This is a genomic window from Pseudomonas sp. GW821-FHT07F05 (assembly GCF_059418765.1).
Genome location: NZ_JBWKQL010000010.1, coordinates 138,859 through 153,984, shown reverse-complemented (window position 1 = coordinate 153,984; position 15,126 = coordinate 138,859). Strand labels below are relative to the sequence as shown.

11 protein-coding genes are annotated in these 15,126 nt (G+C 57.3%); 7 read left to right on the top strand and 4 right to left on the bottom strand.

The genetic code is table 11. The features are described 5' to 3' along the window. Positions 1-109 precede the first annotated feature (109 nt). The 7 genes from AC07RO_RS20010 to etfB all read left to right on the top strand — a co-directional run bounded on the left by AC07RO_RS20010 (position 110) and on the right by etfB (position 8,593). Entirely contained in the window at positions 110-577 is a 468-nt protein-coding gene (locus tag AC07RO_RS20010; RefSeq protein ID WP_495086883.1) for a hypothetical protein, read from the top strand. 208 nt (positions 578-785) lie between these two features. Beyond that, positions 786-1,763 carry a dipeptidase gene (locus tag AC07RO_RS20005; protein ID WP_074886739.1) on the top strand — a complete coding sequence of 326 codons (978 nt, stop codon included), beginning with the start codon at positions 786-788 and terminating at the stop codon, positions 1,761-1,763. An 88-nt stretch (positions 1,764-1,851) separates the two neighbouring features. Continuing rightward, the gene (locus tag AC07RO_RS20000; protein WP_495086882.1) at positions 1,852-2,382 is read left to right on the top strand and encodes a DUF5943 domain-containing protein; all 531 of its coding nucleotides are present in this window, start codon (positions 1,852-1,854) and stop codon (positions 2,380-2,382) included. Positions 2,383-2,397: 15 nt separating this feature from the next. Then, the gene (gene dgcA / locus AC07RO_RS19995) at positions 2,398-4,458 is read left to right on the top strand and encodes a dimethylglycine demethylation protein DgcA (protein WP_192173185.1); all 2,061 of its coding nucleotides are present in this window, start codon (positions 2,398-2,400) and stop codon (positions 4,456-4,458) included. A gap of 160 nt (positions 4,459-4,618) precedes the next feature. Further along, positions 4,619-6,580: a dimethylglycine demethylation protein DgcB gene (gene dgcB / locus AC07RO_RS19990; protein ID WP_495086881.1), complete on the top strand. Its 1,962-nt coding sequence runs from the start codon at positions 4,619-4,621 to the stop codon at positions 6,578-6,580. Beyond that, on the top strand, positions 6,580-7,800 hold the full coding sequence (etfA, locus tag AC07RO_RS19985) for an electron transfer flavoprotein subunit alpha (RefSeq protein WP_495086880.1): 1,221 nt from the start codon (positions 6,580-6,582) through the stop codon (positions 7,798-7,800). Before dgcB ends, etfA begins: the two co-directional genes overlap by 1 nt. Then, the gene (gene etfB / locus AC07RO_RS19980) at positions 7,790-8,593 is read left to right on the top strand and encodes an electron transfer flavoprotein subunit beta (RefSeq protein WP_495086879.1); all 804 of its coding nucleotides are present in this window, start codon (positions 7,790-7,792) and stop codon (positions 8,591-8,593) included. The genes etfA and etfB overlap by 11 nt, the downstream gene beginning before the upstream one ends. A 36-nt stretch (positions 8,594-8,629) precedes the next feature. On the opposite strand, the gene AC07RO_RS19975 is transcribed toward etfB, so the two are convergent. The 4 genes from AC07RO_RS19975 to gbca form a co-directional block, all read right to left on the bottom strand. Further along, positions 8,630-9,148: a hypothetical protein gene (locus AC07RO_RS19975; RefSeq protein WP_192173181.1), complete on the bottom strand. Its 519-nt coding sequence runs from the start codon at positions 9,146-9,148 to the stop codon at positions 8,630-8,632. Between the two features lie 881 nt (positions 9,149-10,029). Next, positions 10,030-11,688, bottom strand: a complete 1,659-nt coding sequence (locus AC07RO_RS19970) for an ATP-binding cassette domain-containing protein (RefSeq protein WP_495086878.1) — start codon at positions 11,686-11,688, stop codon at positions 10,030-10,032. A gap of 13 nt (positions 11,689-11,701) precedes the next feature. Next, positions 11,702-12,886 carry a YcaO-like family protein gene (locus AC07RO_RS19965; RefSeq protein WP_495086877.1) on the bottom strand — a complete coding sequence of 395 codons (1,185 nt, stop codon included), beginning with the start codon at positions 12,884-12,886 and terminating at the stop codon, positions 11,702-11,704. A gap of 612 nt (positions 12,887-13,498) precedes the next feature. Continuing rightward, complete coding sequence (gbca, locus tag AC07RO_RS19960; protein WP_346627204.1) at positions 13,499-14,797, bottom strand: glycine betaine monooxygenase oxygenase subunit; 1,299 nt, start codon at positions 14,795-14,797, stop codon at positions 13,499-13,501. Positions 14,798-15,126: the final 329 nt, after the last annotated feature.

Genomic DNA, 15,126 nt, shown 5'->3' with positions numbered 1-15,126 from the left:
AATATCTCCATTGGCACCGAAATAGCAGCCGACGCTGGTGAGAGCTATTTTCAAAGGGTGGCATCATTAATGTAAGCATATAAGTATTTTGGTTGTATTTGCAGGGTGCGTGAAGCTATTAGTAGCTGGCAGCTTTTTTGCGATCGGCCCGGAGGTCATTATGATAATTAGAAGCGGACACTATCGTCATGGTGGCGCCATTCATTCTGCGGATCATGACTTTATCGTTTTGACGATGTGTATCCTTTTCGTAGTCACTCTGTTGTATACGGTGTTGATAACGTTGTATCTGCGAAACAAGATCAATAAATCACTGGATAACTGTTTAGCGGTCACGGACTCTAGTTTGTTCCAGATCGGGACCGGGTTTCTAGGAGATATCAGAAAATTAGCCATCGTAAGCGCGATGTTCCTTCGGCCCCAAATGTTCCTGAAACTGGGCGCCATCGACTTGGAGCAGGTCGATACATTCCCAAAAAAATTCAAATACATGATGTTGGCTCAGGTGGCTCTAGTCACATTGACGACGTTAGTCACCCTCGTTTTTTTTGTTTGGGCGTATCTTCCCGACTTCTGAATTCCGCCCCAGAGCGCCCCCCTGCCTGAATGGCTGCATCATCGTGAGGACCTGCTGCGTCGTCATGCCTATGCCCTTTGTCGTTTCTTGACGCTTTCGGCAATTCCCCTGTCGTTTTTGCACCCGGCTCCTCCGACCCTCAGGCATATGCTGACCCCAAAGCGCCGGCAGACCTTCCGGCCATTAAAGAACCCCAGGGGACCGCCTGATGAGCCCAGCCGAATTACACGCCGACAGCATCGTCATTGACGGGTTGATCATTGCCAAATGGAACCGTGAGCTGTTCGAGGACATGCGCAAGGGCGGCCTGACCATGGCCAACTGCACAGTCTCGGTGTGGGAAGGTTTTCAGCAGACCGTTAACAGCATTGCCTCCAGCCAGAAACTGATTCGTGAAAACAGCGACCTGGTGATACAGGTGCGCAACACGGCCGACATCCGCAAGGCCAAGGAGCTGGGCAAGACCGGCATTCTGTTCGGCTTCCAGAATGCCCATGCTTACGAGGACCAGATCGGCTACGTTGAGATCTTCAAACAGCTGGGCGTGGGCATCGTGCAGATGTGCTACAACACCCAGAATCTGGTGGGCACCGGCTGCTACGAGCGCGACGGCGGCCTGTCAGGTTTCGGTCGTGAAATCGTCGCGGAAATGAACCGCGTCGGCGTCATGTGTGACCTCTCCCATGTCGGCTCCAAGACCTCCGAGGAAGTCATCCTCGAGTCGAAGAAGCCAGTGACCTATTCCCACTGCCTGCCTTCGGGCCTTAAAGAACACCCCCGCAATAAGTCCGACGCCGAGCTGAAGTTCATCGCCGATCACGGCGGCTTTGTTGGCGTGACCATGTTTGCGCCGTTTCTGGCCAAGGGCATCGATTCGACCATCGACGATTACGCCGAAGCCATCGAGTACGTGATGAACATCGTCGGCGAAGACGCCATCGGCATCGGCACTGACTTCACCCAGGGCCACGGCCAGGAATTTTTCGAATACCTGACCCACGACAAAGGCTACGCCCGCCGCCTGACCAACTTCGGCAAGATCATCAACCCGTTGGGCATCCGCACCGTCGGCGAATTCCCGAACCTCACCGAAACCCTGCTCAAACGCGGCCACTCCGAGCGCGTGGTGCGCAAGATCATGGGCGAAAACTGGGTACGCATCCTGGGCGATGTCTGGGGCGAATAAGCCTCCGGATTCACTCGCCGATCACAGAATTTTTCCCTCTCCCATCGCGGAGAGGGCTTCCACACGAATTTTCCGGAGTTAAGTTTCCATGGCCAAGATCGCCCCGCAATTGCCAATCGAAGTCGACAGCGAGACCGGTGTCTGGACCTCCGACGCCCTGCCGATGCTGTACGTGCCGCGCCATTTCTTCGTCAACAACCACATGGGCATCGAAGAAGTGCTGGGCGCCGAGGCGTACGCCGAAATCCTCTACAAGGCCGGTTACAAGTCCGCCTGGCACTGGTGCGAGAAAGAAGCCGAGTGCCATGGCATCAAAGGCGTTGCGGTGTTCGAGCACTACATGAATCGTCTGTCCCAGCGCGGTTGGGGCCTGTTCAAGATTCAGGACATCGATCTGGAAAAAGGCACCGCCAGCGTCAAGCTCGAGCACTCGGCCTTCGTTTACGTCTACGGCAAAGTGGGGCGCAAGGTTGATTACATGTTCACCGGCTGGTTTGCCGGCGCCATGGACCAGGTTCTCGAAGCCAGCGGCAGCAACATCCGCACCGTGGCCGAGCAGGTCTACGGCGGGTCGGAAGAAGGCCACGACGACGGCCTGTTTGTCGTCAAGCCGTTGTAAGTCGAGGTTTCCGTCATGGCTTTCGAAGCGATGTTTCAACCGATTCAGATCGGTAAATTGACCATACGCAACCGCGTATTGAGTACCGCGCACGCCGAGGTCTACGCCACTGACGGCGGCATGACCACCGACCGTTACGTGAAGTACTACGAGGAGAAAGCCAAGGGCGGCATCGGTCTGGCCATTTGCGGTGGCTCGTCCAGCGTGGCCATCGACAGCCCGCAGGGCTGGTGGAAATCGGTCAACCTGGCGACCGACAAGATCATTCCGCACTTCCAGAACCTCGCTGACGCCATGCACAAGCACGGCGCCAAGATCATGATCCAGATTACCCACATGGGCCGGCGCTCCCGCTGGGACGGCGATCATTGGCCAACGCTGCTGTCGCCTTCGGGCATCCGCGAGCCGGTACACCGCGCGACCTGCAAGACCATCGAGCCGGAAGAAATCTGGCGCGTGATCGGCAACTACGCCAGCGCGGCGGCACGGGCCAAGGCCGGTGGTCTGGACGGCGTCGAGCTGTCGGCCGTGCACCAGCACATGATTGACCAGTTCTGGAGCCCGCGGGTCAACAAGCGCACCGATGAGTGGGGCGGCAGCTTCGAGAACCGCATGCGTTTCGGCCTGGAAGTGATCAAGGCAGTGCGCAAGGAAGTGGGGCCTGATTTCTGCGTGGGCCTGCGTATCTGCGGCGACGAATTTCACCCGGATGGCTTGAGCCACGAGGACATGAAAGAGATCGCCAAGTATTACGACCAGACCGGCATGATCGACTTCATCGGGGTCGTGGGTTCGGGATGCGATACCCACAACACCCTCGCCAATGTCATCCCGAACATGAGTTATCCACCGGAGCCATTCCTGCATTTGGCGGCCGGGATCAAGGAAGTGGTCAAGGCGCCAGTGCTGCACGCGCAGAACATCAAGGACCCGAATCAGGCGACCCGTATTCTCGAAGGCGGCTACGTCGACATGGTCGGCATGACCCGCGCGCACATCGCCGACCCGCACCTGATTACCAAGATCAAAATGGGCCAGGTCGATCAGATTCGTCAGTGCGTCGGTGCCAACTACTGCATCGACCGTCAGTACCAGGGTTTGGATGTGCTGTGCATTCAGAACGCCGCGACGTCCCGCGAATATATGGGCGTGCCGCACATCATCGAAAAGACCAGCGGCGTGAAGCGCAAGGTGGTGATCGTCGGCGCAGGGCCCGCGGGGATGGAAGCGGCGCGCGTCTCGGCCGAGCGGGGCCATGACGTGACCTTGTTCGAGAAGAAAGACGCCATCGGCGGACAGATCACCACGGCGTCGAAAGCACCGCAGCGCGATCAGATCGCTGGCATCACTCGCTGGTTTCAGCTGGAGCTGGCGCGTTTGAAAGTCGATCTGCGTTTGGGCACGGCGGCAGATATCGCGACCATCATGGATCTGCGGCCTGATGTGGTGGTGCTGGCGGTGGGCGGTCATCCGTTCATTGAGCAGAACGAGCATTGGGGCGCGGCCGAAGGGTTGGTCGTCAGCAGTTGGGACATCCTCGACGGCAAAGTTGCGCCGGGCAAGAACGTGCTGGTCTACGACACCATTTGCGAGTTCACCGGCATGTCCACGGCCGACTTCCTGGCGGACAAAGGCTGCCAGGTCGAGATCGTTACTGACGATATCAAGCCTGGCGTTGCCATCGGTGGTACGTCGTTCCCGACCTACTACCGCAGCATGTACCCCAAAGAAGTGATCATGACCGGCGACATGATGCTGGAAAAGGTCTACCGCGAGGGCGACAAGCTGGTCGCGGTGCTGGAGAACGAATACACCGGCGCCAAAGAGGAGCGGGTAGTCGATCAAGTGGTGGTCGAGAACGGCGTGCGTCCTGACGAAGCGCTCTACTACGGGATGAAGGAAGGTTCGCGCAACAAAGGCCAGATCGACATCGACGCCCTGTTCGCGATTCAGCCGCAGCCGTCGTTGAGTCAGCCGGGTGACGGGTATCTGCTGTTCCGCATTGGCGATTGCGTGGCTCAACGCAATACCCATGCGGCGATCTATGACGCACTCAGGCTGTGCAAGGATTTCTAGCGGCCGGCACACAACCCTGTAGGAGTGAACTTGCTCGCGAAAGCGGCGGGTCTGTCGGCATCCATGTTGAATGTCAGCAGGGCTTCGCCAGCAAGCTCGCCCCACGGGAAACGAGTCAGGCATCCCGACCTGCAAGACCCTGAGTCTTTGGGAGCTCCACATGTTAAACACCCTTCTTCCCATCCTGCTTTTCGCTGCCCTGGGCCTCGCGGTCCTTGGCGCGCTGCGGCGGGTGAGCCTGTGGCGCAACGGGCGTGCCGCCAAGGTCGACCTGCTCGGCGGATTGCTGGCGATGCCCAAGCGCTACATGGTCGATCTGCACCACGTCGTTGCGCGGGACAAATACATCGCCAACACCCACGTGGCCACGGCGGGCGGCGCGGTTGCGTCGATCATCCTGGCGATTCTGGTACACGGCTTCGGCTTGCATAACCGCATCCTCGGTTACGCGCTGTTGCTGATGTCGGCGGTGATGTTTGTGGGCGCAATCTTCATGCACCTGCGTCGTCTTCAACCGCCAAGCCGGTTGTCGAAAGGCCCGTGGATGCGCCTGCCGAAAAGCCTGCTGGCGTTCTCGGGTTCGTTCTTTATCGTCACGTTGCCCGTCGCGGGCGTGATGCCGGCGAACTTCGGCGGTTGGTTGCTGGCGATCATTCTGGGCATCGGAGTGCTGTGGGGTGTGTGCGAATTGTTCCTCGGGATGACCTGGGGCGGCCCAATGAAACACGCCTTCGCTGGCGCGTTGCACCTGGCGTGGCACCGTCGCCCCGAGCGCTTCGGCGGCGGCCGCTCTACGGGGCTGAAACCCCTCGATCTGACGGACAAAACCGCGCCGCTGGGTGTAGAAAAACCCAAGGACTTCGCCTGGAATCAGCTGCTCGGTTTCGATGCGTGCGTGCAGTGCGGCAAGTGTGAAGCTGCCTGCCCGGCCTTCGCTGCCGGCCAGCCGCTGAATCCGAAAAAGCTGATTCAAGACATGGTCGTCGGGCTGGCGGGTGGCACCGATGCCCATTTCGCCGGCAGCCCTTACCCGTCGCTCGACGGCCAGGGCAAGCCTATCGGCGAGCATGGCGGCAATCCCCATCAACCCATCGTCAACGGGCTGGTCGACGCCGACACCCTATGGTCGTGCACGACCTGCCGGGCCTGCGTGGAAGAATGCCCAATGATGATCGAGCACGTGGACGCCATCGTCGACATGCGCCGTCATCTGACCCTTGAAAAAGGCGCCACCCCCAACAAGGGCGCAGAAGTACTGGAAAACCTCATTGCGACGGACAACCCGGGCGGCTTCGCTCCGGGCGGGCGCATGAACTGGGCGGCCGACCTGAACCTTGACGTCATGAGCCACAAGAAAACCGTGGACGTGCTGTTCTGGGTTGGCGATGGCGCCTTCGACATGCGCAATCAGCGCACCTTGCGCGCCTTTGTCAAAGTGCTGAAAGCCGCCAAGGTCGACTTTGCCGTGCTGGGTCTCGAAGAGCGCGACAGCGGCGATGTGGCCCGTCGCCTGGGCGATGAAGCTACCTTTCAGATGCTCGCCAGACGCAATATTCAGACGCTGGCCCAGTACGACTTCAAGCGCATCGTCACCTGCGACCCGCACAGCTTTCATGTTCTGAAAAACGAATACGGTGCGTTCGACGGTCACTACGTCGTACAGCATCACAGCACATATCTTGCCGAGCTGATCGGCAACGGCGCATTGAATCTGGGTACGCACAAAGGCGCCAGCGTCACCTATCACGATCCGTGCTACCTCGGCCGATACAACGGCGAGTACCAGGCGCCGCGCGATGTGCTGCGTGCGCTGGGCATCGAGGTCAAGGAAATGGTGCGGTCCGGTTTCCGCTCACGTTGCTGCGGCGGCGGTGGCGGCGCGCCGATCACCGACATTCCGGGCAAGCAGCGGATCCCTGACATGCGCATGGATGACATCCGCGAGACCGGCGCCGAGCTGGTGGCCGTGGGTTGTCCGCAGTGCACCGCGATGCTCGAAGGCGTGGTCGAGCCGCGACCGATGATCAAGGACATCGCCGAACTCGTTGCTGATGCACTGCTTGAGGAAACCGCACCTGTAAAACCGGCAGCGGCCCGACGTGAACCTGCGGAGGCGCATTGATGAGCGACATTTTCCGACGCGACCCACGCGCTGAATGGATAGCACGGAACCGGTTGCATCCGCTGCACGCGGCCATGCAGCCGACTCAAACCAGCTGGATGGGCCCCAACGGTGTGCTTCGTAAAAACGTGCATGGCGTCGGTTTTATCGGTCCCAACGGCGTCAAACGCATCGACCGAAGCGGGGCGCAGCAAGGCGGCGCGGTCAAACGCTCGGCATCGGTGGACGTGCAATTGCCGCTGCATCGGATTGCAACGCCAGCCTTCTACATCGCTGTGGTGCCCGACATGGTCGGTGGCCGTTTGAGCGGCCACGACCGAGACCTGCTGGGCTTGGCCCATGGGCTGGCGGGCAACGAGGGCGCTGTCCTGGCGGTGATTTTTGGCGAGCACAAAGAGACGGCGTTCGACACCGCTGGCGTCGATCGTCTGTTGATATTGGAAGGCAATGCGTTCACCGGCTATTCCCCCGAGCAACGTGTGCAAGGTTTGCGGGCTGTGGATAACCAGTTCGACCCCCATCACTGGTTGCTGCCTGACAGCCGAAACGGCGGGGGAGAATTGGGTCGTCGTTTTGCGGCAAGTCTGGGAGAGCGGCCGTCGACACGCGTCTGGCAAGTGGCTGGCGAACAGTGCATCGGTCGTGCAGGCGCTGGTGCGCAAGACCTGTTGCGTCCCGTGTCACGCTTGATCCTCGCCCAGGCGGAATGCGCCGAACCGGTCAGTGAGACCCGGCACGAAGTACTGCCCGTCGAGTTATCCACAGCTGTCGCGCGCAGTTTGCCGCGCATCGAAGACCTTGGCGCTGTGGCGGTCGATCCGGCACTTATCCCCATGTCCGAAGCTGAATTCATATTTTCGGGTGGTAACGGGGTCAAGGATTGGTCGTTGTTTCACCGTACCGCCGTCGCGTTGGGCGCAACTGAAGGCGCTTCCCGTGTGGCCGTCGACGATGGCTTCATGACCCGGGATCGCCAAGTCGGTGCGTCGGGCATTTGGGTCACTGCCCGGGTGTACGTGGCGGTAGGGATTTCCGGCGCGATCCAGCATTTGCAGGGCATTGGCGCCTGCGACAAGGTCGTGGCGATCAACCTCGATCCGACCTGCGACATGATCAAGCGGGCCGATCTATCGGTGATCGGAGAGAGCTCCGCCATTCTCGAAGCGCTGATTGAAGCGGTCGACAGTTACCGGCATGGGGCGAAGCGCGATGCAGCCTGAAATGGAGTTCTCTGTGGATAAAGGTGCGCTGCACGTAATCAGCCTGGTCTCCGTCGGTGCGCACCCGACGTCGGGACGGCCGCGTCGTGCCGAGCAGGATGCCCGTGCCGTTGAGCTGGGTTTGCAACTGGCTGGGGATAACTTGCACGTATTACATGCGGGTGATGCCGAAGAACCCGCATTACGTGGCTATCTGGGCATGGGCGTGGATGAGCTTCATGTGCTGGCTCAGCCGCCGGGTGCGGACGCGTTGCCTGGGCTGACGGATTACATTCGCGAGTCGGGCGTGCAGCTGGTACTGACCGGCAGTCAGGCCGAGACGGGCGAAGGGTCCGGCATGCTCCCGTATTTGCTGGCCGAAACGCTCGGCTGGCCGCTGGTGGTGGGCCTGGCCGAGGTCGAGTCCATGAGCAACGGCAGCGCCCAGGTGCTGCAGGCGCTCCCTCGAGGTCAGCGCCGTCGACTCAAGGTCCGATTGCCGTTCCTGGCAACTGTGGATAACGCCGCCCCGAAACCGCGGCAAAGCGCTTACGGCCCGGCGCAACGGGGTCTGCTGGATGTGGAAGAGATCGAGGTGGTCATCGACGAAGTGTTCACCGGCGCAGAGCTGACGCCCGCGAAACCTCGACCAAAACGCTTGAAGGTCATCAAAGCGAAAAGCGGCGCTGATCGTATGAAAGCCGCCACGGCAAAAGCGAGCGGAGGCGGTGGGCAGGTGCTCAAAGGGGTGACTGCTCAGGAGGGGGCTGCGGCGATTTTGAAATTGTTGGTGGAGGAGGGGGTGGTTCGCTGAACACCGAAAGGCGCCACAATGGCGCCTTTTCTCCGTTCACGACTGAGGCGTATCGGGCTGCATTTTTCGACTTGTGGAATCTGCATCTACAATCACAACGTCGAATACCTGCTCAATGACCTGACGTGGTCCCTGTTTCAAACTCCATGCAAAGAAAACGAGGCACCCAACGAGTAAAGTGAACAAGCCCGAGCCAACGAGGCTCTGCGCAGCCCCCTTCCAGAACCCTGGCCGCGCCATTCGGATGTCGTTGGCGGCTCTTGAAGAGTAAAACGCTGCCAACTCCTCCGTTTCGGTACTCAGTGAGGACTCCAGGAAGTTTGTCGCCAGCCGGGTCGCTTGGGTTCGATAGGCTTCAATTTGCGAGCTGCTGTTGCTGATGTCGTGGAACGCAACGAGATCGCAGTCTAGCGGATCAGTACCGTTTCTCTCTTTGAACGCGTGGATATACTCGATTTTTTGACGTTTATACACCGAATAGGCCAGTTGGCCGAGTATGTCGTCCTCATCGCTTACTAACTCGCTGAAGATGTAGTTGTAGCGCTCTTCGATCATGTGAAATCACTCCTGCCGGAGCCTGCGGGAGGCCGATCGGAATGCTTCCCTGATTTCTTCCGTAGTCTTAGGTTTAAAGCTGATAATGCCCAATAATTCTTTAGGCAGAGCGAACGAGGCTCCTTGCTTACGTTTGGATAGCCTGTTGTTCGCCTCGATGACGACTTTGCGTGAGAACGGTGTCCAGTGATGCATGAGCGTACTCCCTGCTGACGGTTGATGTGCGCTGAGTGTAGCGAGCGGTCCGGGACTTGGATGTCAGACGCTTCCTAAACGTACCGGCCCAAACGTCCATGTGCATATACCCACAATCGCTGTTGATCCGCCTGTGGATAAACTGTTTGGCCATTGCTACAGAGCATGCTGACCGTGGCTTTCAAGCAGGTGGTCAATTTTTGATCGCTCTATCCCGCGGATTCTTATAGGTTTTTTCCACAAGCCAGGCCTCGCGGTCCGTGTTCTTACCACATTCTCTGTGTGCGGGCGTGTGGATAAGATGTTTGTGATCCGCTGTAGCCCCCGTATTCCGTGGCCTGTGGAGTGGTGGTCAAGTTTTAACCAATAACAGCTCTAGCGCCTCCGTTTGCGTCTCTGACCGTCATTATCATGCCCATTGCACGCTTTTCCACAGCGATGGGCAGACTTACGCACACAGGCTGTTGGTGCTTCTGTGGATAACATGTTCGCGGTCAGGGTTGGGCCCCTGAATCCGGCGCGTTGAGCGATATGCTCAAAAAATGATCAACGATTCGCGCTAAACAATGACGAAGCGGCATTGAATCGCGCTAATGCCTCCAAATCCTCAAACCTGACGGCGTTGTAAAACTCCTCAATCGGCACGGAGGTGATGAGCCTCGCCGTTTGGTTCAACAGCCTCGTATCTACGCCAGCGCCTGCGCAACGACCCCGTCGTTTTGCAATTCGCTCCAGGGGCCGTCTGCAATGACCTCGCCGTTTTTCAACACAATCACACGATCAAAACGGGACAGCGCAGTCATGTCGTGGGTAGCGCACACCAGCCCCCTTTTATGGAAGTGCTCGAACAGAGTGCTCCACACACCCAAGGCAGTTTCCTGATCCAGAGCCGATGTTGGCTCGTCGAACAAGTTGAAATCTCCAGGGCGATTGATTAGCCGGAGCAGTGAAAGTCGCTTTGCTTCGCCTCCGGAAATGTTGACTGCGCCTTCAGCTATTGATCGGTAGGCGGCCAGGTGTGCCACGCCAAGATCGTCAAGGATTCGGGGGAGGTGGTCTGACATGGGTTGATCAAAGAGCACAGAGTGTTTGAATGTGCCTTCAAGAAACACTGGGTCTTGAGGACAGTAGCGAACCCGATCCAGATACGTCTGAATGTCGCACCCTCGTAATGTCCTGCCGTTTATGGAAAGGGCGTGGCGGAGTGTTTTCAGCGTTCCGGCCATCGTGTCTAAAAGCGTGCTTTTGCCGGCACCACTGGGCCCGATGATCGCAACGGATTGGTCAGGCGTGAAATGGAGCTTAAAGTTCGTTACCTGAGCAACTGCGACCAATTCCAGTCTTGATAAAGGTTCAGGTAAAGGTTCTTGCGGTACCTCTACAAGATCCTCCAGTGACAAGATTTGCAGAAGCCTCTGTCTGTCTACCGAAAACTGATCCAGTGCCCGATAGGCCTCTGCCAAAGCGCTGCAATTACTGAGAAACATGCCCGCCAGCGAAAATACCGCGACCAGCTCCCCAACAGACAAACGTGGGGATAGGGAAGCCTGATCACTGACGCCCCAGGCAAGCAGCCCGGCCGTGGACAGCCCGATGTACAACACTTTGATCGAGCTGAGAACAGCACCGGTACTTGCCACTCGTGTTGCCGCGTGTGCGTACTCCGTGTAACTCTGACGAAGCGGCTTCATGGCGAGGCCGCAAGCCTGTTCGAGCTTCAGGATTTTGCCGGCTTGCAGGGTTTCGAGTAGCCTGGACGACACCCTGTCTTCTTCATCATTGACGGCAACCAGATAAGGACGCCGCCAGCAGATCAGCTGGTGGTATAGCAGTATGTAGCCGACAGAAACACCCAGCAGGGTGGTGAACATCAGTGCGCCGCCCAAGTAGGCAAAGATGATCGCGATCAAAGCCAGTTCAATCAGCAGCGGGAACCCTGATGTGATGAAAAAAATCAGAAACTTCTCGTGGGCAGTTATTCCTCGCTCCACGGATTTGATGAGGCCGCCAATCCGTAGGGACGAAAATTGCTCAAACTCTTTGCCCAGTATTTTTTCAGACCATTCGGTGGAGAGGTCTACCAGGGTTGTCTGCACGAGCTTCACCAGTTGATAAGTCTGAAGCGGGTGCAACACGGACTGCAGCAGCACAGCGCCACAAAGAACAATCAGTAAATCGCTAAGGGTGAGTGAAGCGACATCTTCTGCGACAGAGAGGTTATCAATAATCTTCCCCAGCAACAGGGCTGGCGCTAGGGTGGACAGCTTCAGTAGAACGGTAAGTGCGGTGGCGCTTATGAACAGTCTTTTCCTGGAGCTTAGTGTTTCACTGATAAAATCTATCATCCGAAGGTTTACCTCATGGATAGCACTTATTCGCGTGGAGAAGATGTTGGGGTACCACTGGAATACCTGCCCTTATTAGGTTGAACCGCTCCAGTCCAGGTACATAAACCTGCGCCACGACACACCCGTTTTCGAAATCCAGCAGCGTTCTTTTGAACGCATGTAAACCAGTTGCTGCAAACCTCTCAAGGATGAACTCTACTTGCTCCTGCACAGATAAACGCTTCGGTGGGTCTAAACGTCTGCAGCTGAGCTCGGTGTTCCGGAGTACCTCAAGATTTATCAACGGGCGTAAGGTGGATGAGAAGCTAGCTAACGCGATGGCACTATGGTCAGTAGCTTTCTCAACTTCATCATATAGCGCCATGGTCTGATGAAGTTCAGTAGCGGCGCGTTCAATGGCGATTCGCGGGTCTACAGAGCATCCGCTGCCAAGCGGGCAGATTACATATCTGCCGTCAGGTCGCTTGGGAATAGCCATAGCGAAATATACGCCCTGAATTGTTTCGGTAATGAGTATCTTCATGCGAGCGGCTAGGGTGCGAAATCTCGAGCCATCGGGAAATACTTCTCTCATTGGGGCCGCGTCAACTGACCGCAGCAGAATGGGATCGTATTGGCCGCAGAGGGACATGAGAATTTTAGACAGCATGTGCCGCTCAAGCACTTCGTTGAGTCCATGAAGGATTGCTTCACTTTCCGAGCAGCCGAAGGCAATCCCCGAGTTTGTCGAGTAGCGGCTTAGGTACGCGATTTCGGTTAACGAGGTATTGTGTTCCACCAGAGCTTCGTCTGGAAGTTGCATGATAGCGGGGACAGTGATGAGACGGCTATTCAAGATATCTTTGAATTCGACGCAGTCTATCGGTGCCTCGCTATCGGGCAAGTTAGCGAGGACGCCATCAAGCTTAATGGATGCCTGGTGACGTACTTCGTTGATACGGCGTGTAACCAGGCCCTTGGATGAACAGTGTTCCAACGCGTAGTGCTCAATACTTTCTGCCAACGCACCTAATTGGCAATGCTGACCCTTGCCTGCGCCTTCGGCCACTGCCGCGCCGCTGTCATCAATGAGTGTGCAGGTTGCAACCGATTTTGATGAGTCTATGTATTTCACTGACGGTATAAGAGATAAAGAAAATATCGCCTCACGGATCTTCTGCTCTGAGGTCGATACGGGGAATTCACGTTCAATCATTGGCGATGCTCCTTGAACAGGCTTGGGGTATTAACCCCAAACCTGCTTTACGGTTTTTTAATCAACCCTGTGAGTAAAACTGCGCCTCAACTGGCAAAAGAGCTCCCATTGCATTTTCACTTTGATTAAAAGGCGTCATCGAAATTTCTGAGCGTTTACGTCCCATGTCTATTACTCCATAAGTTTACATAAGGGGTTTTGCAGTGCTCACGTCATTTGCCGTGAGTGATGTATTAATAACATTCGTTCAAAAACGTTCAAGTTCGTACGCGGCTTTAAATCTCTGATCGTTTCGTAGGAAGATTCAGCAGTGTCGTAGGTCAATATTGATAAGGTCCTGAATTAAGGCAGGTTTTTTCGTAGGAAATGAAGTTTTTAGGATCGCGCCTCCACATGGCAGATATACAAGTGGAATCTCTGCTGGACGCCAGAAAAGAGCCGTTTCTGCCCCAGCGGTTAATCACAGGAGATGCGGATGCCCTGCTGAGCCTTCCTAAAACTCCTGATCGATCACCCAAAACGCAGCGCGGGCAAGCGCGCTCCTACAGCTCGAATGTCTGTAGAAACGCGGTTGCCCGCGAAGGTGTCAGTCCAAATCCGACAGGTAAAACCCTACTCGTGGTTAACCGCCACGCCCTTCAAATACGAAGCCGGTTCCGCGCCCATGTTTTCCAGCAATTTGGCGCTGTACCAGTCGATGAAATTCACCACGCCGAACTCGTAGGTCTTCGAATACGGCCCCGGCTGGTAAGCAACGGAGTTGATGCCGCGCTGATTTTCTTCAGCCAGACGGCGGTCCTGGTCGTTGGTGGCATCCCAGACTTCACGCAGGCGCGCGACGTCGTAGTCCACGCCTTCGACGGCGTCCTTGTGCACCAGCCATTTGGTGGTGACCATGGTCTCCTGTGCGCTGACCGGCCACACGGTGAACACGATTACGTGGTCGCCCATGCAGTGGTTCCAGGAGTGAGGCAGGTGCAGGATGCGCATCGAGCCCAGGTCCGGGTTCTGGATGCGCCCCATCAGTTTTTTGCTGCCCTGCTTGCCGTCCATCGTCATCGAGACGGTGCCTTTGAGCAGCGGCATGCGCACTATGCGGTTGCGCAGGCCAAAGCTGGCGTGGGCGAAGGGAATCTTTTCCGCTTCCCAGGCGGCGGCGGATGCAGCGACGTGGTCCTTGAAGGCCTGGTCGGCGCGCGGGTCAGTGACGTCGTCCCACTCCAGCAAGGTGTTCAGCAGTTCAGGGTGCGACGCATTGCAGTGGTAGCACTCGCGGTTGTTTTCCAGCACCAGCTTCCAGTTGGCTTTTTCGACCAGGGTGGTTTGCACCGCCACCTTGGTGTTTTCCATGTCGTACGGTTCCATGTAGTGGTTCAGCGTCTGCAGGAACGCGTCGATGGCAGGCGGATTGCTCGCCATGCTGATGAAGATGTACCCGCCCGCGACCTTGCAGTGCACCGGCTTGAGGCCGAACTGCTTCATGTCGAAGTCCGCACCCATCTCGGTCCCCGCGTACAGCAGGCGACCGTCGAGTTCGTACGTCCACTGGTGGTAAGGGCAAACCAGCTTGGCGACCTTGCCTTTTTCCTTGGTGCACAGGCGAGAGCCGCGGTGGCGGCAGACGTTATGGAATGCATTGATCGATCCGTCCGGCGCGCGCACGACCAGGATCGGGTTCTTGCCAATTTGAAGGGTGAGGAAGTTGCCCTTCGCCGGCACTTCGCAGGTCATGCCCGCGATCAGCCACTCTTTCTGAAAGATTTCCTGCATGTCGATTTCAAACAGCCGCTCATCGCTGTAGAAAGGCTGCGGCAGCGAGTAAGTGCGCTCGCGGGTATGCAGCATCTCGGCAGTCGCCTTGCGCGCAGGTTCCAGCGGATCGCCCAAGCTCAGAGTTGCGGTGACGTCCATCTTTCAAGTCCTCAGGCCGCGCTTTGCGCAGTCTACGAATGTGGCTGATACGGTGGGTGTGTAGCGAAGCACGCGAGGCGGCAGTGATTTCTGACGCTCAGGCCGATGGATAAAGAATCTGTAATGAATTGATGGCGAGTGTGGAGCCGGGCGCGACCTGAACCTTATCCATGGGCGACATGGCCGAATCCGTTTCCGACGGCCCGACCCCTATAGACCGGGGCTGGTCGCCATAAGTATGTGAATGTCGCTGATAGGTAAATAGGCGGCTCGCGCGTTACGCAGAATCGCCACCATAAGAGGCCGACCGTCGGCCGTGGAGAGTGAGT